This window comes from Rhizobium sp. 862_C5_N1_2, from assembly GCF_051811205.1.
Lineage (GTDB): Bacteria > Pseudomonadota > Alphaproteobacteria > Rhizobiales > Rhizobiaceae > Rhizobium > Rhizobium leguminosarum.
Window position 1 is genome coordinate 2,002,584 of the sequence record NZ_JBPWPT010000001.1, and the last position, 18,027, is coordinate 2,020,610.

16 protein-coding genes are annotated in these 18,027 nt (G+C 63.5%); 5 read left to right on the forward strand and 11 right to left on the reverse strand.

The genetic code is table 11. The features are described 5' to 3' along the window. Nucleotides 1–8: 8 nt before the first annotated feature. The 6 genes from ACD590_RS10160 to ACD590_RS10185 all read right to left on the reverse strand — a co-directional run bounded on the left by ACD590_RS10160 (nt 9) and on the right by ACD590_RS10185 (nt 6,999). The gene (locus tag ACD590_RS10160) at nt 9–671 is read right to left on the reverse strand and encodes a class I SAM-dependent methyltransferase (RefSeq protein WP_439002511.1); all 663 of its coding nucleotides are present in this window, start codon (nt 669–671) and stop codon (nt 9–11) included. Nucleotides 672–699: 28 nt separating this feature from the next. After that, nucleotides 700–1,134, reverse strand: a complete 435-nt coding sequence (locus ACD590_RS10165) for a GNAT family N-acetyltransferase (RefSeq protein ID WP_439003526.1) — start codon at nt 1,132–1,134, stop codon at nt 700–702. A 144-nt stretch (nt 1,135–1,278) separates the two neighbouring features. Continuing rightward, entirely contained in the window at nt 1,279–3,234 is a 1,956-nt protein-coding gene (locus ACD590_RS10170; protein ID WP_130652430.1) for a DEAD/DEAH box helicase, read from the reverse strand. Nucleotides 3,235–3,333: 99 nt separating this feature from the next. Continuing rightward, nucleotides 3,334–5,190: a CHASE2 domain-containing protein gene (locus ACD590_RS10175; RefSeq protein ID WP_130652431.1), complete on the reverse strand. Its 1,857-nt coding sequence runs from the start codon at nt 5,188–5,190 to the stop codon at nt 3,334–3,336. 5 nt (nt 5,191–5,195) lie between these two features. Further along, nucleotides 5,196–5,714, reverse strand: a complete 519-nt coding sequence (locus ACD590_RS10180) for a FecR domain-containing protein (protein ID WP_130652432.1) — start codon at nt 5,712–5,714, stop codon at nt 5,196–5,198. A 139-nt stretch (nt 5,715–5,853) separates the two neighbouring features. Further along, nucleotides 5,854–6,999 carry a citrate synthase gene (locus ACD590_RS10185; protein WP_130652433.1) on the reverse strand — a complete coding sequence of 382 codons (1,146 nt, stop codon included), beginning with the start codon at nt 6,997–6,999 and terminating at the stop codon, nt 5,854–5,856. Between the two features lie 84 nt (nt 7,000–7,083). On the opposite strand from ACD590_RS10185, the gene ACD590_RS10190 reads away from it, so the two are divergent. Continuing rightward, the gene (locus ACD590_RS10190; protein WP_439002512.1) at nt 7,084–8,172 is read left to right on the forward strand and encodes a citrate synthase/methylcitrate synthase; all 1,089 of its coding nucleotides are present in this window, start codon (nt 7,084–7,086) and stop codon (nt 8,170–8,172) included. A 41-nt stretch (nt 8,173–8,213) separates the two neighbouring features. On the opposite strand, the gene ACD590_RS10195 is transcribed toward ACD590_RS10190, so the two are convergent. From ACD590_RS10195 to tpiA, 4 genes are all read right to left on the reverse strand, one after another. Continuing rightward, nucleotides 8,214–8,684, reverse strand: a complete 471-nt coding sequence (locus ACD590_RS10195) for an SRPBCC family protein (RefSeq protein ID WP_018242099.1) — start codon at nt 8,682–8,684, stop codon at nt 8,214–8,216. Between the two features lie 73 nt (nt 8,685–8,757). Further along, nucleotides 8,758–10,386 (reverse strand): CTP synthase, encoded by a 1,629-nt coding sequence (locus ACD590_RS10200; protein WP_018445280.1) that lies wholly within the window; start codon nt 10,384–10,386, stop codon nt 8,758–8,760. Between the two features lie 143 nt (nt 10,387–10,529). Beyond that, the gene (gene secG, locus ACD590_RS10205) at nt 10,530–11,060 is read right to left on the reverse strand and encodes a preprotein translocase subunit SecG (protein ID WP_439002513.1); all 531 of its coding nucleotides are present in this window, start codon (nt 11,058–11,060) and stop codon (nt 10,530–10,532) included. Nucleotides 11,061–11,199: 139 nt separating this feature from the next. After that, nucleotides 11,200–11,970 (reverse strand): triose-phosphate isomerase, encoded by a 771-nt coding sequence (gene tpiA, locus ACD590_RS10210; protein ID WP_439020859.1) that lies wholly within the window; start codon nt 11,968–11,970, stop codon nt 11,200–11,202. Here tpiA and ACD590_RS10215 point away from each other — a divergent pair. Beyond that, entirely contained in the window at nt 11,918–12,142 is a 225-nt protein-coding gene (locus ACD590_RS10215; protein ID WP_163925544.1) for a hypothetical protein, read from the forward strand. The genes tpiA and ACD590_RS10215 overlap by 53 nt on opposite strands. A gap of 51 nt (nt 12,143–12,193) precedes the next feature. Here the strand turns inward: ACD590_RS10215 and ACD590_RS10220 are convergent, their stop codons facing one another. Then, nucleotides 12,194–13,093: an alpha/beta hydrolase gene (locus tag ACD590_RS10220; protein WP_130652436.1), complete on the reverse strand. Its 900-nt coding sequence runs from the start codon at nt 13,091–13,093 to the stop codon at nt 12,194–12,196. 208 nt (nt 13,094–13,301) lie between these two features. On the opposite strand from ACD590_RS10220, the gene parE reads away from it, so the two are divergent. The 3 genes from parE to ACD590_RS10235 all read left to right on the forward strand — a co-directional run bounded on the left by parE (nt 13,302) and on the right by ACD590_RS10235 (nt 18,010). Beyond that, nucleotides 13,302–15,401 carry a DNA topoisomerase IV subunit B gene (gene parE, locus ACD590_RS10225; protein ID WP_130652437.1) on the forward strand — a complete coding sequence of 700 codons (2,100 nt, stop codon included), beginning with the start codon at nt 13,302–13,304 and terminating at the stop codon, nt 15,399–15,401. Between the two features lie 162 nt (nt 15,402–15,563). Next, nucleotides 15,564–16,697, forward strand: coding sequence for an esterase-like activity of phytase family protein (locus ACD590_RS10230; protein ID WP_439002514.1), 1,134 nt, complete (start codon nt 15,564–15,566; stop codon nt 16,695–16,697). 116 nt (nt 16,698–16,813) lie between these two features. Then, nucleotides 16,814–18,010, forward strand: a complete 1,197-nt coding sequence (locus ACD590_RS10235; RefSeq protein ID WP_018242106.1) for an AI-2E family transporter — start codon at nt 16,814–16,816, stop codon at nt 18,008–18,010. Nucleotides 18,011–18,027 lie beyond the last annotated feature (17 nt).

The following is an 18,027-nucleotide window of genomic DNA, read 5'->3' on the forward strand; positions in this document are numbered from 1 at the left end:
TCAGCCTTTCAGCCGTTGCCGAAGAGCGCAAAAACGCCCGCCGGCGCGGCACCGCCGGTGCCCCCACCGAAATCCGCAACTATATGGGTGGCGATTCGGCGGAGTTCGCCCCGCGGCAGGTGGGCCCGTTCGGGATCGCCGATCAGCACCTCGATGCCGCTCGCCTCGCAACGCCGCAGGAAGGCCATCACCCGCAAGGCGAGCGTGGGATCGTAGAACAGGTCGCCGACCACGAGGAGGTCTATCTCCGGTGGTGGATCCTCGATGATATCGGCGGCCCGGGCTATGATATCCACGCCGTTGATCGCCGCGTTGAGGCCGATCGCGGCAATGGCATTGGCATCGATGTCGACCGCCGTCACCGTGGCGGCTCCGGCCTTCGCCGCCGCGATGGCGACGAGCCCCGAGCCGGCGCCGAGATCGAGGACACGGCGACCCACGACTATTTCCGGCCGGTCGAGCAGATAGCGGGCAAGCACGGCGCCGCCGGCCCAGGGATAGGCCCAATAAGGTGCCGGATCGGCTTCTCTGCGGCCAGCAAGCCGCCAGAGCCCGCTTGCGGGGCCTGCCGTATGAAGCCGGATCTCGGGAATGGACGGAACGGGTGAGATCGGCAGATTAGCTTTGATAAAGGCGACCGGATCGGGTTGCTGCATGCCCGGGCGTTTCATCGTCGTCTGCTCCTGCCGCCACCGAAGCTCAATAGTTCTTCATGGCAAGATGCGGCATGCCACCGTCGAGGAATTCAGTGCCATAGGCAACGAAGCCAAAACGCTCGTAGAGCGGCAGCTTGTCCGCCTGCGCTGTGAGATAGAAGCGGTTGTCGCGTGCGCCGCGATGCAGTTCCATTGCACGCCCGATCATATCAGCCGCAATGCCGCGGCCGCGCCATCGGCCAGCAACCGCAACCCGGCCGATCTTCACATGTTCCTCGGCGTAAATGGCTCTCAGCGTGCCGGAAACCTCGCCCGCCGTGACAGCGACGAGATGATGGGCGCTGAGATCGTCGGCATCGAATTCCTCGGCTTCGGGAACCTTCTGCTCATATACGAAAACTGCGCGTCGCAGCCGGAAGGCCTCATTGCAGAGCGTACTGAAAACCGGAACGCTGAGGATTGCCGTTTCCGCCATCATCCTTGCCTCGCTGAGGGATACGACCCAAAACCCTCCGCCAAGACCGGCGAAGGGTTGCTGCATAATTCCTCAAATAGGAAACGATTTTAAGGACAAATTATGCATTAATTCAAAGCATTACAGCGCGGTGCTGCAGCGACAAAATCAGCCGGGCCTCTTCTTCGAAAACTTGCCCTTCGGCCCGGCGCCGCCTTTGCCGTCATATTTGGCGCCTTCGAATTTCGGCTTGTCGAATTTCGGCTTGTCTGACTTCGGGCCATCGAAGCCGGGTTTGCCCGGCTTCTTGCTCCAGGGCTTGCTATCCTGTCTCTCCTGGCCTGCATTGTCGGCTGCGGCGTATCCGCCGCCCGGACCCTTGCCGAACTTGTTCTTCGGCCGCTCGCCGCGGAACGTATCGTCCGGCCGCTCGTCGCGGGATGGCCTGCCGGCATAAGGCTTCGGCGACGGCGCCCGGCTAAAATCCGGCGTGCCGGGAAGCCTGGTCACGCGGATGCCGCGTTCGAGCGCCTTGTTCGGTCCGATCGCCGCCTGGAAGCTTTCGGCGCTCGCCGCAGCGATCTCCACGAAGGTCTCCTCAGGCTGCATCTTGATCGCGCCGATCTCGCGCTTCGTCACATTGCCGTTGCGGCAGAGCATCGGGATGAGCCAGCGCGGCTCGGCATTCTGCTTGCGCCCGACCGAGACGGAGAACCAGACGCTAGCGCCGAAATCCTCGCGCGGTCCCTTCTGCGCCGGCTCGTAGGGCTCGGCATTGTCGCGGCGCTTGCGGCTGCGTTCGTCCTGCACGGTAACTTCGATGAGATCTTCCGGCGCCGAATGATTGGTGCGGTAAAGACGCAGGAAGGCGGCGGCAAGCTTTTCGGCGCCGTGGCTGGCAAGAAGCTGCTGTACCAGCCCCTGCTCTTCTTCCTGCGGCGTTTCGTTGAAGATCGGGTCGGCGAGCAGCCGCTCGTCGTCGCGTTCGCTCACCTCCTCGGCCGAGGGCGGTCGCGCCCAGGCAGCCGAAATACCGGCATTCTCGAGCAGGCGCTCTGCCTTGCGCCGTGCGTTCAGCGGCACGATCATGGCGCTGATGCCCTTGCGTCCGGCCCGGCCGGTACGGCCGCTGCGGTGTAGCAGCGTTTCCGGGTTGGTCGGCAGGTCGGCGTGGATGACGAGATCGAGGCCCGGCAGGTCGATGCCGCGGGCGGCGACGTCGGTCGCGATGCAGACCCGGGCGCGCCCGTCGCGCATCGCCTGCAGCGCATGGCTGCGTTCGTTCTGCGTCAGCTCGCCGGACAGCGCCACCACGGCGAAATTGCGGTTGTTGAACCGCGCGGTCAGATGATTGACGGCAGCGCGCGTTGAGCAAAAGACGATGGCGTTGGTCGCCTCGTAATAGCGCAGCACGTTGATGATCGCATTCTCGCGGTCGCTCGGGGCAACCATGAGCGCGCGATATTCAATATCGATATGCTGCTTTTCCTCGGCCGCGGTGCTGATGCGCACGGCATCGCGCTGGTAGCTCTTGGCAAGCTTGGCGATCGCCGCCGGCACCGTTGCTGAAAACATCAGAGTCCGGCGTTCGTCCGGTGCCGCATCCAGGATGAATTCGAGATCCTCGCGGAAGCCGAGATCGAGCATCTCGTCGGCCTCGTCGAGCACGGCAGCCTTCAGTTCCGACATGTCGAGCGCCCTGCGGCGGATATGGTCGCAGAGCCGGCCGGGCGTGCCAACGACGATATGGGCGCCGCGTTCGAGCGAGCGGCGCTCGCTGCGGATGTCCATGCCGCCGACGCAGCTGACGATCACCGCGCCAGTCATCTCAAAGAGCCATTCGAGCTCACGCTTGACCTGCAGGGCAAGTTCGCGCGTCGGGGCGATAACGATGGCGAGCGGCGCGCCGGCATTGCCGAAGCGCTCCCTGCCTTCGAGCAGCGTCGGCGCCAGCGCCAAGCCGAAGGCGACGGTCTTGCCGGAACCTGTCTGGGCCGAGACCAGCGCGTCGGAAGCGGCAAGCGCCGGATCGAGCATCGCCTTCTGCACCGGGGTGAGTTCGGCGTAACCGCGCTTCTGCAACGCCTTGGCGATCGCCGGGACGACGCCGTTAAATTCTGTCATGGATTCGATCTTTCGGAGCTGTCAGGCGCGTTGCTGCGCCATGGCCGGAGCCAGCCGGCGGGGTATTTGCGCCGTTCCTAGCCGCTCCCGCGGCGATTGTCAAAGCGTACGGCTACGCCACAGCCAGACGTCGATGCGGCTTGCCCGGCCGCGCAGCGCCGTTTCCAACGGTCCCTCCATGCGGCCGGACTGCGTGAGCACACTATCGGAGCCGGCAGCGCGGACGATTTCGGCGCTCAGCGCCAGTTCGACACCATGGCGGGCGGCCACCTCCATCAGCCGGCTGCCGACATTGATGGTGTCTCCCGCCGCCGTGATCTGTTGCCGGTCGCCGGTGCCTAATCGCGAGGCGACGATCGGGCCGCAATGGGCGCCGACCTTGAAGCCGATCTTCTTCGGGGCAAAGCCCGCATGCGCTTGAAGCCAGGCCCGTGTGCGCTCGCACAGGCTGACCGCGCAGGCAGCGGCGCGGGCGGCATCGTCATCGGCCGGCTCCGGTAGGCCGAACAGGATCATCGCCCCGTCGCCCATGAAGCTGGTGATGGCGCCGCCATGGGCGCGCGCCTCCTCGTCGACCAGTTCGAAGAAGCCGCTCAGCATCTCGCTGACCGCCACTGGCCCGACATTTTCGCTGAGGCCGGTGAAACCCGAGAGATCAATGAAGATGACGGCGGCGTTCTGGCGCACCGGCGCAGCAAGGAAATTCGGATCGCGCGCCAGCCACTCGCCGAGGCCGGGCGCCTCGATGCGCTGCAGGAGCGCGCTCTGCTCGGCGAAATGGCGGGCGCGGCCGCGGTCGAGCCAGAGCTCGGCCGCCCCGTAGATCAGCGCCGGCGGCAGCGCTGCGGCGATCGGCAGCGCCGCACTCAACCAGTAGCCATGCGCAAAAGCCGACAGATTGATCATCGCCCAGACAATCAGCGTCAGCACGATGATGATGTAGCCTGCCGCACTGCGGCGCCAGGCAATCAGCGAAACGAGCACGAGCGTCAGACCGACGGCAACGCCGGCATCGATCAGCCTTATCCTACGGTCGCGCACCATGCCGTCGCCGGTGACGAGATGGGTGATCGCGGTCGACATCACCTCGACGCCCGGCATGACGGGATCGAACGGCGTCGGAAAGACGTCGCCGCCGCCAGTCACCGTCGAACCGATAACGACGATGCGATCAGTGATCGCATCCGCCGAAAGCTTGCCATCCAGCGCATCGGCGGCGCTGAAGGTGGCGATGCTGCCATGCCCGCCATAAAAAGTCACCGGCAGGCGCTGGCCGATATCGGTGGGAATACGCAGCTTTCCGAGCATGATGGCATCGGGTTCGATGGTGGGGTCGACGCCGAGCGCCACCGACGCGACACGCAGCGGAAAAGCCGGATCCAGCCGGTCTGCGGAACGCGAGATCAGCGGAATGAAGCGCGGCGTGCCGGTCTGGTCGGTTGCGACATTGACGATGCCGACCGCCGCTGCCTCGGCAAAGCGCGGAAGCGGCAAGAGCAGCTGGTTTGCCTCAGGGATGGCGGCCAGCGGATCGCCTGCCGCATCCGTGACCCGCTGGCTGCTTTGCGCGAAAGTGGCAGCAGCCGCAATCACGCTCGGCCCCTGGCGAAGGGCAGCAGTCAGCGCCGCATCACCCGCCTCCGGCCCCGGATCGACGAGCAGAATGTCGATCGCCAAAGCCTTCGGCTTCAACGCGGTGATCGCCTCGGCGAGGCGCGCAAGTGTCGCCCGATCGAGCGGATAACCGTGCGCCCTAGCGGTGCGGTCATCTATCGCAACGATCGAGACGACGGGCGGCGGTGTTTTCGCGCCGACGATGGCGCTGCGGATATCGGCAAGCGAGGCCTCTATCCGGTCGAGAAGGCCGTTTCCGGCATTGAGATGGGTATAGCCGAGCGCAGTCGCCCAAAGACCGGCGAGCAGCAGCGCGATCACGGTCAGCAGACGATGGTTCATGGGATTTATTGGCCGAGGCGGGCAAGAAGGGCGGCGGCGCGTGGCGCCGGCCAGCGGCGCACGACGAGGGGTTCTGTTCCGCCGGTAACGTCGACGCCCTCGCCCGGCGACAACACCACTGCCTCGCCGGCCGGCCGGCGGACCGCGACACTGCCTCTGACGACCAGCACCGAGGTCTTGCCGCCAGCGACATCGACAGCCCATTGCGTACCGCGCACGGCAGCGATCGCCTGCGGCGTCACGACCTGAAAACCACCGGCGTGCTGGTTGCTGTCGACATCGACGAGAATGGCCTTGCGCCGCAGCGATGCCGAATCAGGGCTGCCGTCGCGGTTGCGGTCGACGAGGCTGTAGGCGGCGTCGGCCTCCGCCGTTACCGTGACGCCGCCTGGACAACTGAGCACCTGGCGGGCGCCGGCATCACGCGATACAGTGCAGCCGGCAGACTGCGCAAAGGCCGCCCCATGCGGAATGAGGCCGAGAACGAGTGCGGCGGCAAGCAGGCTGCGAAGCGTCGTATTCATGGAAAGTCCCCTTGACCATGCGGAACAGCTCTTTTCGAAAGCGCCCGCCAACCGTCTTCTTCCATGTGAGGGATGATAGACGAATTCAAATATTTCCCTAGGCAAAAAAAGTAAACCGGCGCAATCGCCGGCGGAATTCTTACGTTCTACTATCCGTTTCAAGCACGGGTCCGGCATAACGCGCCCGCGGCCGGATCAATTCACCGCTGTCGATCTGCTCCATCGCATGTGCAAGCCAACCGGCGGAACGGGCAAGCGAGAAGATGATGATCGGCGCCTCCCTCGGGAGGTCGAAGGCGGCGGCCATTGCGGCAAGCGCGAAATCGACGTTGACCTTCTCGCCGACCATCTCTTCGCCGGTTTCCCGGATCTCGGCAAATTGCGGCGGCAAGTCAAAGTGCGAAAGCAGCGCCAGAGCCCTGACATCGCCGTCGGGATAGAGCGGATGACCGAAGGCCGACAGGCGATTGCCTTGGGCGAGCGTGCGGCGGATCGCCTGCTCCGCCCCGAGGGCGGAAGCGTTCTCGATCAAGGCGTCGACGCCCTGCCACGCGGCGCCATGCAACGGCCCTGTCAGCGTCGCCAGACCGGACAGCACGACGGCCGAAAGGGCTGCACCCGCCGATGCCGTGACCCGCGCCGCAAAGGTCGAGGCGTTGAGTTCGTGATCGGCAAGCAGCACCAGCGCGCGACGCAGGCAATCGGCAGCGTCCGGCCTCTGCCAGCTTGCCGCAAGCCGCAAATGCAGCGGCCGGTCGGAAGGTCCTGGCGCCAGCGCATCGGCGACGGTGCGGAGAACGCCACTTGCTTCGCGGCGAAGTGCTGCCTGCGAGCGGCCGAGCGATGGCAGGTCCGACGTTACCCGCCCTGCCAGTGCCAGGAAAGCAACCTGAAGCGACGGAGAGGCATGTCCGGTCCCGCTGCCGGAGGAAAGTGTTTCCGCGCCGTTCCAGAGCAGTGCCGCCGTCTGCTCCAGCGTCGCGACTTCAGCGAAATCGGCGGCATCCTTTCCGCGATAGAAAAGCCGTCCGCCGATGATGGTGGAAATTGCCGAGGAGAGAACCGGATCGCCCCAGCGGATCGCCTCGGCGGCGACCGTTTCGGTCTTGCGGCGGCCGGCATGGCGTTCGGCAAGCCGCTGTACGTCGGAAGCCTGGTAGAGGCTGCGGCGCGGGTCGGTGGGATCGGGCTTGGCACGGATGCGCCCGCGACTGACATTGGCGTAGAGCGTCTGCGGCTTGGTCTTCAGCGCCCGCAACGCCTCCTCGGCAGTCAGCCACGACATTGGAGCCTCACATTGATCAATTACGTCAAGATTGACGTCAATGAGACTAGGTTGGATCATCCCGATCGTAAAGGAGAAAACAACATGAAAAATGGCTTGGAAGACGTCATTGCCGCCGAAACGCAGCTCTCGGATGTCGATGGCGAAGCGGGACGACTGATCATCCGCGGCGTAGCGCTGGATCATCTGGTCGCAGACGGCACCTATGAAGGCGTCGCAGCCCTGTTCCTGGACGGGTTGATGGAGCGAAGCTTCAATGAAGTGGAATTGCGCGACTGGCTGGCGCAGGCGCGAACTGGGGTGTTCGACCACATCAAGGCCGCCGATGCCTCTTTGCTCACCCTGCCTCCGGTCGATGCGATGCGGGCGCTGATCGCCCGGCTGCCTGACGGCGAAGATTTCGATACCGCGCTCAACCTTCTGGCGGCGCCTGCCGTCTTTCTGCCGGCGGTTTTGCGCCTGCAACGCGGTGAACAGCCGATCGCACCAGACGCCTCGCTGCCGCAGGCCGCCGATATCCTGCGCATGCTGACCGGAAAATTGCCGACCAGGGAGCAGACGGCGGCACTCGATGCCTATCTCGTGACGATATCTGACCATGGCCTCAATGCCTCGACCTTCGCGTCGCGCGTCATCGCCTCGACTCAGGCTGGCCTCACCTCTTCCGTGCTGGCGGCGCTGAGCGCCCTGAAGGGGCCGCTGCATGGCGGTGCGCCCGGTCCCGTGCTCGACATGCTGGATGCGATCGGAACGGCGGAGAATGCTTACCCGTGGCTCGGCGAAGCGCTTGATCGCGGCGAAAGGCTGATGGGCTTCGGCCACCGCATCTATCGCGTCCGCGATCCGCGCGCCGATGCGCTGAAGGGCGCGCTGAAGCCGCTGATATCAACCGGACAGGTAAACAGCGCCCGCGGCGCGCTGGCGGAAGCCGTGGAGGTCGCTGCATTGGCGATCCTGAAAGCGCGCAAGCCGAACCGGCCGCTTGAGGTCAATGTCGAATTTTATACCGCGCTGCTGCTCGAAACGCTCGGCTTTCCCCGTGAGGCCTTCACCGGTGTCTTCGCGATCGGCCGCACCGTCGGATGGCTGGCGCACGCGCGTGAACAGGCGCTCAACGGCCGGCTGATCCGCCCACGTTCGGTCTATATCGGGCCACTACCGGCCGCTGCCTGAAAGTTGAATTCGGCGGCAGAGCATCTTTCTGCCGCCGATCATTAACCGCCGACGAAGGCGGCGAGGTTGTCGAGCGTCAAACGGCAACCTTCCTCATTGTCTTCGAGGCGAATGCCGGAGGGGATGTTGTCGCAGACCATCGTCACATCGGTGCCGCCGTCCGCAGACGCCAGTGTCGTGCTGACCGTCATCTCGCCGGAAAAACCTTCATCCTCGGAATCGAAGACCGTAGCCCAGACGATGTTTTCGTCAGGCACGAGCTTGGCAAAGCGGCCTTCGAACTTGTCGGTCTTGTCGGAGGTCTTGCCCGGCTGCGATGTCTCGTCATCGGGATAGACGAGCGACATGCTGAAGGCGCCGCCTTCCCTGCCCTCGAAGGCATGAACGATGCCCTTCATCGAACCGGGCGGAAGCCAGGTGGCGACGGCATCTGCGTCGAGGAAGGCACGGTAGATGCGCTCGCGCGATACTGCGATGAAGCGTGAGACGGTCGTGCTGCGTGGAGTGGTCATGCCGGCAAGATAGCGCGAGCACGGATGTGATCCAGATCGCGCTTGAAAGCGCGCGATCTGGTGGTGGCATTCGTCAGACGAGACGGCTCTGTTCCGTCGCCGCTTCGATGAAGCTCGCAAACAGCGGATGCGGATCGAGAGGCCGGCTCTTCAGTTCCGGGTGGTACTGCACGCCGATGAACCAGGGATGGTCGGGATATTCGATCGTCTCCGGCAGCACGCCGTCCGGCGACATGCCGGAGAAGACGAGACCGCAGTTTTCGAGCCGATCCTTGTAGTCGACATTGACCTCGTAGCGGTGGCGGTGACGCTCGGAAATATCGGTGGAACCGTAGATATCCGAGATCTTCGTGCCCTTCTTCAGCGCCGCCTTGTAGGCGCCGAGGCGCATCGTGCCGCCGAGATCCCCGGCTGCCGTGCGCTTCTGCAATTCGTTGCCCTTGACCCATTCGGTCATCAGGCCGACCACGGGTTCTTTCGTCGCGCCGAATTCTGTCGAGGAGGCACCAGCCACGTCGGCGAGATTGCGCGCCGCCTCGATGACCGCCATCTGCATGCCGAAGCAGATGCCGAAATACGGCACCTTGCGCTCGCGAGCAAAGCGGGCAGCGTGGATCTTGCCTTCCGAACCGCGTTCACCGAAGCCGCCGGGCACGAGGATGCCATGCACTTTTTCGAGATAGGGCGCCGGGTCTTCCTTTTCGAAGACCTCGGATTCGATCCATTCGAGGTTGACCTTGACGCGATTGGCGATGCCGCCGTGATGCAGAGCCTCGATCAGCGACTTATAGGCGTCCTTGAGGCCGGTATATTTGCCGACGATCGCGATCGTCACCTCGCCCTCCGGCGTGCGGATGCGATTGCAGACCTCTTCCCACTGGTCGAGCCGTGGCTTCGGCGCCGGCTCGATGCCGAAGGCGGCAAGGACTTCGTCGTCCAGACCTTCCTTGTGGTAGGCTATCGGCACATCGTAGATGTTGGCGACGTCGAGCGCCTGGATAACGGCGGACGGGCGAACGTTGCAGAACAGCGAGAGCTTGCGGCGTTCGGCTTCCGGAATTTCGCGGTCGGCGCGCACCAGCAGGATATCGGGATGAATGCCGAGTGCCTGCAGTTCCTTGACCGAATGCTGCGTCGGCTTGGTCTTGAGCTCGCCGGCCGCCGGAATATAGGGCATCAGCGTCAGGTGGACGTAGACGGCGGTGCCGCGCGGCAGGTCGTTGCCGAGCTGGCGGATCGCCTCCATGAACGGCATCGCCTCGATGTCGCCGACCGTGCCGCCGATCTCGCAAATGACGAAATCGTAGTCGTCATTGCCCTCGACAACGAAATCCTTGATCTCGTTGGTGACGTGCGGAATGACCTGCACCGTCGCGCCGAGATAGTCGCCGCGCCGTTCCTTGTCGATGATGTTCTTGTAGATGCGACCAGTGGTGATGTTGTCGGTCTTGGTCGCCGAACGCCCCGTGAAGCGTTCATAGTGACCGAGATCGAGATCGGTTTCCGCGCCGTCGTCGGTGACGAAGACCTCGCCGTGCTGGGTCGGGCTCATCGTGCCCGGGTCCACGTTCAGATAGGGGTCGAGCTTGCGAAGCCGAACCCGATATCCACGGGCCTGCAGCAACGCTCCGAGAGCCGCGGCCGCAATTCCTTTTCCGAGAGAGGAAACCACGCCGCCAGTGATGAATACGTATCGCGCCATGGGATTCACCGGATACCTTTTCAAAAACGATTCCACCAGCCCAAAAATTCTTTTCCGGAACTTTCGGAGCGTGGCGTGGGAATCTGAACAAAAGAAAACCGGCAGACCCTAGGGCCTGCCGGCGGTTTATGTCGAAGACCGGCTTACTGTCCCGTCGGGACGCCGGAAGGCTGGGCCGGTGCCGGCGCGGCCGGAGTTGCGGGCGTTGCCGGAGCCGTCGTCGCCGGGGCAGTCGTAGCAGGTGCGGTGGCCGCAGGGGCCTGAGTTGCCGGAGCCGCAGTTGCCGGAGGTTGAGTGGCGGGAGCCTGCGGTGCGGGCGCCGCTGCCCCGCTGCTCGGAACGCCGTTGCCGGCCGGCTGATTTGCCGGAGCCTGCGCGCCGCCGAGCGAATCGAGAATGCCGTTGCCCTGGCCGCCTGTTGCCGGAATGCGGTCGAGAATATCGCTCGGACGGCCCTCGTAACGCGTCAATATGCCGAGGCCGAGCGAGGTCAGGAAGAACAGAGTCGCAAGGATCGCGGTGGTGCGCGTCAGCGCATTGGCCGTGCCGCGGGCCGACATGAAGCCCGAACCGCCGCCAATACCGAGGCCGCCGCCTTCAGAGCGCTGGATGAGCACGACGCCAACAAGGGCGAGCACGATCATAAGATGGATGACAATCAATACTGTCTGCATGGGTCCAGTCCTGCCCGCCTGGAGACGGACATAAATAAGAATTCTGGCGGCTCTTTACATGAGGCTTTCATCTATTCCAAGCCCTTCGGGCCGGAATATGCCCTGGGATAAACGAATAAACCCAGGAATAAACAATGCCTCAGGCGAGCAGCGCCTCATAGGCCCGGTAGATGGCGAGGAAGTCGGCCGCTTTCAAGCTCGCTCCGCCGATCAGCGCGCCGTCGACATTGGCGATGCCCATCAGCTCATGGGCATTGGCCGGCTTGACCGAGCCGCCGTAGAGAAGACGCATCTTGCGGCCCTCATCGCCGAAGCGGGCTACAAGTTCTGCCCGCATGAAGGCATGCGCCTTTTCGACATCACCTGATGTCGGCGTCACACCGGTGCCGATCGCCCAGATCGGTTCGTAGGCGATGACGGTATTTTCGGCCGTCGCGCCATCGGGAATGGAGGCGGAAAGCTGGCGTTTGATGACGTCGAGCGCCTGGCCTGTCCGGCGTTCATCCGCCGTCTCGCCGATGCAGATGATCGCCGTCAGCTCTGCGGCGAAGGCCGCCTCCGCCTTGGCGCGAACCAGATGGTCGGTTTCGGCATGGTCGGTGCGCCGCTCGGAGTGACCGACGATGACATAGGTGCCGAAACAATCGGCAATCATCTCGGCCGAGATGTCGCCGGTATGTGCACCAGACGGGTTCTGATGGCAGTCCTGAGCGCCGATCGCCAGCGGGCTGTCGGTGCAAAGCGCCGTCGCCACGTAGAGAAGAGTCGCCGGCGGGCAGATCAGCGCTTGGACCTTGTCGGCCAGCGGCGGGCGAACACCCTCGGCGATCGCTTTGATCTGATCCAGGGAGGCACGCATGCCATTCATTTTCCAGTTTCCCGCCACAAGCGGGCGCACGTCAGGTGTCATGCTGGCCTTCCACAATCTGCTTATGCCTTGGGCAATATCAAAAGCCTGCAGCAAAGAAAAGCATCATGCCCTTGACGTAAGGGGAATCTCTGCGATCTGGAGCATATTTCTGCCGAATATCGACTGCTACAGCGCCGCGCGTCTTTTAAGACACGCAAAGGTAGCATTCTGAATTCCTGCATCGTGCTTTCCAAAAATAGTCTCCGATTTTCCGACCGATACGCTAGCCGGCAAGAATCCAGTTCAACACCCCACGCCAGTCGATCATCCGGATCGGCGTCCCGTGATTTCCGGTCTGAAACAGCGTGAAACGCGCCGGATATTTTGCCTTGTGCAGGCTTTCGAACAGCGCCTGTTGTTCGGAGGCGGCATAGACCGGGTCGCGGCTGCCATGGGCGAACCAGAGCGGCAGCTTCGCCCTATAGAAGGCGCTCTTGATGAAATCCGGATCGGTGACTCCGCTCATGATCAGCATGCCCTTCAGCCGCTTGACACTGTCGCTGTCGCGCGCAATGCCCCAGCAGACTTGGCTGCCCATCGAGGCGCAGGAAAGGATGATCGGTCGGCCGGGCGATTGCGCGTTGGCATAGCGGATCAGGCCGGCGATCGCCGCGACGCCGCTGCTGTCGAAGCTCCTCACGGTCGGCGAATAATAAACGCCGCCATTGCCGGCGACGAGGTTCTTCAGCCGGTTGAAATTGCCGCCGAAGCTGTAATCGTTGGCGCCGAGCCGCCGGTCACCGTCGCGCCCATGGATGAAAATCACCGTGAAAGCGGCACTCTGAGCCGGTCCCACCCTGGTGACATCGAGCTTGATGCCGTCGAGAGACAGCGTCTCGTCCGCCTGGGCCTTGCGGATGCCGAGCGCCACATATTTCTGCTGCACCCGCTTTTGCGGGATCTGGTCGCGGCCGTTGATATCACGCATCTCGTCATAGTCGATGGCCTCGAAGGCGCCATCATCGCCTGTCTGCAGCACGGTCTGCTTCGAAAACAGATCGTCCTTGAAAGGCGCCAGCACATCGGCTGCCTGTGCCGGGCCACCAGCGGATAGCATGGCCGCAGACAAGAAAAACGCCGCAATTGCGGTGATGATGGTGCAATGACTTGTGGACATTCGCATTTGGATGGTTCCTGAAGCCTGCCGCCGCTTGCCATTCCGCGCCCGGCAACGCAAATCATTTGGGAAAAGCCCGCCAAAACTGGCGGTGTCGCGTATAGAGGTGCTTTCTGGCAAAATCTGTCTGATTCGCAAACGTGGCATGAAATGCGGTGATTTTGGGTCGGCGGCGGATGCCCGCCCAAGACAGGATGAAGATCTGAACGGCTCCATGGACGATAGCAACGACCTCTTTTCCGGAATGCCCCTCTCTGAAAAACGCGAGGAGGCGCAGAAGCCTGCCGCTCCGGCCGAGCGGCCGCCGGTGACGGCTGCGCCCGCCGCCGCAGCAGCACCTCCTGCCGGAGCCTCCGCGCGCCCGGCGCCCGCCGCGTCGAACTCCGATGACTACGGCGCCTCGTCGATCCGCGTCCTCGAAGGCCTCGAGCCGGTGCGCATGCGCCCGGGCATGTATATCGGCGGCACCGATGAAAAGGCGCTGCACCATCTGTTTGCCGAAGTCATCGACAATGCGATGGATGAGGCGGTCGCCGGGCACGCCAATTTCATCGAGGTTTATCTCGACCTCGAGGGTTATCTCACCGTCTCCGACAACGGCCGCGGCATCCCGGTCGAGAACCATCCGCAGGTGCCGGGCAAGTCGACGCTCGAAGTCATCATGACCAAGCTGCATGCCGGCGGCAAATTCGACGGCAAGGCCTACGAGACCTCGGGCGGCCTGCACGGCGTCGGCGTTTCGGTCGTCAACGCGCTCTCCGACGACCTCGAGGTCGAGGTAGCGCGAAACCGCAAGCTCTACCGCCAGCGCTTCTCCCGCGGCCTGCCGCAGGGCGGGCTCGAAGAGTTGGGCGACGTCCACAATCGCCGCGGCACCCGGGTGCGCTTCCATCCAGACCCCCAGATCTTTGGGGAGCACATGAAGTTCGATGCCGCCCGCGTCTTCCGCATGGCGCGCTCGAAAGCCTATCTCTTCGGCGGCGTCGAAATCCGCTGGAGCTGCGAGGCGGGCGTGCTGCCCGAAGGCTCCGAGGTCCCTGACAAGGCCGTCTTCCACTTCCCCGGCGGCCTGAAGGACTATCTCCAGGCGACGATGGGCAAGGAGTTCACCGTCACCCGCGAGATCTTTGCCGGCAAGACTGAGAAGACCAGCGGCCATGGCTCGATGGAATGGGCGATCACCTGGTATGGCGGCGATCCGCAGGTACATTCCTATTGCAACACCATCCCGACCCCCGAAGGCGGCACACATGAGGCGGGGCTCCGCATCGCGCTGACCAAGGGCCTGAAAGCCTATGCCGAACTGACGCAGAACAAGCGTGCCGCTCAGATCACCACCGACGACGTGATGATCTCGGCCGTCGGCATGCTGTCTGTCTTCATCCGCGAGCCGGAATTCGTCGGCCAGACCAAGGACAAGCTTGCGACCGTCGAGGCCCAGCGCATCGTCGAGAACGCGTTGCGCGATCCCTTCGACCATTACCTTGCGGACAATCCGAACGAGTCGGCGAAGCTGCTCGACTGGGTGATCGAGCGCGCCGAGGAGCGCCTGCGCCGCCGCAAGGAAAAGGAAGTCAACCGCAAGACGGCGGTGCGCAAACTGCGCCTGCCCGGCAAACTTGCCGATTGTTCGCAGAACACCGCGGAAGGCGCCGAACTCTTCATCGTCGAAGGCGATTCGGCAGGTGGTTCGGCCAAGCAGGCGCGCAACCGCGCCAACCAGGCCATTCTGCCGCTGCGCGGCAAGATCCTCAACGTTGCCAGCGCCGGCCGCGAAAAACTCGGCGCCAACCAGCAGCTCGCCGATCTCATCCAGGCGCTCGGCTGTGGCACGCGCTCGAAATACCGCGACGAAGATCTGCGCTACGAGCGCATCATCGTCATGACCGATGCGGACGTCGACGGCGCCCATATCGCCTCGCTGCTCATCACCTTCTTCTATCAGGAGATGCCGGAGCTGGTGCGTGGCGGCCATCTCTTCCTCGCCGTGCCGCCGCTTTACAAGATCACCCAAGGGTCGAAATCTGCCTATGCCCGCGACGACAATCATCGCGCCGAGCTGATGCAGACGGAGTTCAAGGGCAAGGCCAAGGTCGAGATCAGCCGTTTCAAAGGTCTCGGCGAGATGATGCCCGCCCAGCTCAAGGAAACCACCATGGATCCGTCCAAGCGCACCCTGCTCAAGGTGCTGATCGATGAGGTGGATTTCGAAGGCACCCGCAGCGCTGTCGACGATCTGATGGGCACCAAACCGGAAGCCCGCTTCCGCTTCATCCAAGATCGCGCGGCCTTCGCCGAGAACCTCGATATTTAATGCGTCGCCACGCATTTTAGCATCGACGATTTCACGGAACTGACGAAGAACCGTAACAACTCCGTCAAACAACCGGCGCATGAAGCGGTCGGCGCGCTTTCCCCTTGAGGGAGCGGCAGCGCCGATTCGAACCGTTTTCAAACCCCTTGCCGGATATTTGTCATGACCAAGCGTTTTCTCGCGGCTGCCGCTTTTGTTCTCCTGTCCAGCACCGTCAGCGCCACCGATATCGGCGCCACCTTCGAGACCGCCTGCCCCTTCGGTGATTGCGCCGCCGGCATTTCGCTCTCCTATCTCGGTGAATTCGTCATCCCCACGGGCCACATGGAAAACGGCGTCGAATTCGGCGGCATTTCCGGCCTCGATTTCGATGCCGCCACCGGTCACTATCTCGCCATCAGCGACGACCGCTCGGAAAGAGGCCCAGCCCGCTTCTATGAACTCGACGTCGATGTCGACGCGTCCGGCCTCAAGGGTGTTTCCGTCGTCAAGCAGGTCACCCTGAAGGACAAGAACGGCGCACCCTTCGCCGCCAGGACCGTCGATCCGGAATCGATCCGCCTCGGCAAGGACGGCATCTATTGGGGCAGTGAAGGCGACGGCAAGGCGCTGCTTGCGCCCTTCGTCCGTGTCGCTTCGCCGGACGGCTCCTTCGTCCGCGAATTCAAGCTGCCGGAGGGCTTTGCGCCGACCGCGGACAAGTCGACCGGTATCCGCGACAACCTCGCCTTCGAAGATCTCGCCGTCGCGCCCTCCGGCGATGTTTTCGTCGGTGTCGAAGCCGCCCTCTATCAGGACGGCCCGAACCCTTCGCTGACGTCAGGCAGCCTGTCGCGCATCGTCCGCTACGACGGCGCTACCGGCGAGCCGAAGGCCGAGTACGTCTATCCGGTCTCGCCGATCCCGCAGGCCGCCACCAAGGCCGACGGCGGCAACGACAACGGCATGTCGGAGATGCTTGCCCTCGACGATCACCGCCTGCTCGCCGTCGAGCGGAGTTATGCCCAGGGCTTCGGCAACAGCATCAAGATCATGATGATGGATCTGACTGATGCCACCGATGTATCCGCCATCGCGTCCCTCGCCAAAAACGACCAGCGTGTCGTTCCCGCCCGGAAGAGCCAGGTCCTTGATTTGAGGGCGATCGGCCTTGTTCCCGACAATATCGAGGCCATGTCGCTGGGGAAGGCCAAGGACGGCACCGACGTCCTCATTCTCGGCTCCGACAACAATTTCTCGACCAGCCAGAAGACGCAATTCTACGCCTTCAAGATTCTGCGCCGCCCGCAGCAGTAAGACGCCCGGGTCTGAGCCTCGAATAGCGACGCTTTGTATACGCTTTCATGGTGCGGACCTTGAAACCGCCGGGTTGATGGCCCATAACCAGAGTACAAGAAAAAGAAGAGGCGCGCGTGGGTGTGTTCGACCGTCAGAAAAGCAATCATGAGCCGCGATGGCTCGGATCATCGGCGCAGACGCGCACGCCGCTGATTCCCTCCATTTCGGCGGCGCGCTGGCTGCTGGTCCTGGTCGTCGCTGCCGGCGTCTATTTCTTCTACGGCTTCCTCGTGCCGGTGCTCGCAGCCCTCGTCATCGGCTTTGCCAGCTGGCCGCTCTACCGCAAGCTTCTTGCCCGCGTCGGCGGCAATACGACGATCGCCGCGACCATCGCCATCATCATGATCATCACTTTCCTGGTCATCCCGATCGGGCTTGCTGTGACCTATACGACCGGCGAAGTACGCACCTGGGTCACCTGGGCAATCCACGCCAACCGCGCCGGCGCCCCGACACCCGACTGGATCGTCGCGCTGCCTTGGGCCGGCGCCTACCTCGATGAAGTCTGGACAAAATATATCGGCAGTCCCGGCGCCTTGGGCGAAGTCATCCAGGCAGTCAGCGGCGCCAATATCGGCAACATCTATCGTGCCGTGCTTGCGGCCGGCGGCGGCGCCTTCCACCTGCTGCTGACGCTGCTCTTCATGCTGATCGCGCTATTCTTCGTCTATCGCGACGGTTTCTCCTTCTCCAAGCAGATCGACATGCTGGGCGAGCGTATCCTGCCGAACCGCTGGGAGCGCATTTCCCGCGTCGTGCCGGCGACGATCAGCTCCACCGTCATGGGCATGACGTTGATCGCGATCGGCGAAGGCATTGTGCTCGGCCTTGCCTACTGGATTGCCGGCGTGCCCTCGCCGGTGACGCTCGGCGTTCTGACGGGCGTGATGGCGCTGATACCGGGCGGTGCGCCGCTCTCCTTCACGCTGGTCTCCATCTATCTGCTGGCGAGCGGCTCGCATGTCGCCGGCATCGGTCTCTTCGTCTGGGGTACGGTTGAATTGTTCATCGTCGACAAGACCCTGCGGCCGAAACTCGTCGGCGGTCCGATCAAGCTGCCCTTCCTGCCGACCTTCTTCGGCCTCGTCGGCGGTGTCAAAACGATGGGTTTCCTCGGCCTCTTCATCGGCCCGGTGCTGATGGCGCTGATCGTCGCCATCTGGCGTGAATGGATCCACGAGGCCCGCAGCGCCGACAAGAGCGAAACGGGGCCGCAGATCATCATCGACGAACCGGCCCCACCGCCGGTACCGCGAGTCGCCGAAGGCTGAACATACCTTCGCAGACG

Bases quoted from the DNA above. Each gene is read 5' to 3' on its own strand.
- ACD590_RS10165 (WP_439003526.1), bottom strand. From the start codon at position 1,134: ATGATGGCGGAAACGGCAATCCTCAGCGTTCCGGTTTTCAGTACGCTC.
- ACD590_RS10190 (WP_439002512.1), top strand. From the start codon at position 7,084: ATGAAAAATGGCTTGGAAGACGTCATTGCCGCCGAAACGCAGCTCTCG.
- ACD590_RS10230 (WP_439002514.1), top strand. From the start codon at position 15,564: ATGACCAAGCGTTTTCTCGCGGCTGCCGCTTTTGTTCTCCTGTCCAGC.
- tpiA (WP_439020859.1), bottom strand. From the start codon at position 11,970: ATGACACCTGACGTGCGCCCGCTTGTGGCGGGAAACTGGAAAATGAAT.
- ACD590_RS10160 (WP_439002511.1), bottom strand. From the start codon at position 671: ATGAAACGCCCGGGCATGCAGCAACCCGATCCGGTCGCCTTTATCAAA.
- ACD590_RS10180 (WP_130652432.1), bottom strand. From the start codon at position 5,714: ATGAATACGACGCTTCGCAGCCTGCTTGCCGCCGCACTCGTTCTCGGC.
- ACD590_RS10220 (WP_130652436.1), bottom strand. From the start codon at position 13,093: ATGCGAATGTCCACAAGTCATTGCACCATCATCACCGCAATTGCGGCG.
- ACD590_RS10185 (WP_130652433.1), bottom strand. From the start codon at position 6,999: ATGTCGTGGCTGACTGCCGAGGAGGCGTTGCGGGCGCTGAAGACCAAG.
- ACD590_RS10215 (WP_163925544.1), top strand. From the start codon at position 11,918: ATGCCATTCATTTTCCAGTTTCCCGCCACAAGCGGGCGCACGTCAGGT.
- parE (WP_130652437.1), top strand. From the start codon at position 13,302: ATGGACGATAGCAACGACCTCTTTTCCGGAATGCCCCTCTCTGAAAAA.
- secG (WP_439002513.1), bottom strand. From the start codon at position 11,060: ATGCAGACAGTATTGATTGTCATCCATCTTATGATCGTGCTCGCCCTT.
- ACD590_RS10195 (WP_018242099.1), bottom strand. From the start codon at position 8,684: ATGACCACTCCACGCAGCACGACCGTCTCACGCTTCATCGCAGTATCG.
- ACD590_RS10170 (WP_130652430.1), bottom strand. From the start codon at position 3,234: ATGACAGAATTTAACGGCGTCGTCCCGGCGATCGCCAAGGCGTTGCAG.
- ACD590_RS10175 (WP_130652431.1), bottom strand. From the start codon at position 5,190: ATGAACCATCGTCTGCTGACCGTGATCGCGCTGCTGCTCGCCGGTCTT.
- ACD590_RS10200 (WP_018445280.1), bottom strand. From the start codon at position 10,386: ATGGCGCGATACGTATTCATCACTGGCGGCGTGGTTTCCTCTCTCGGA.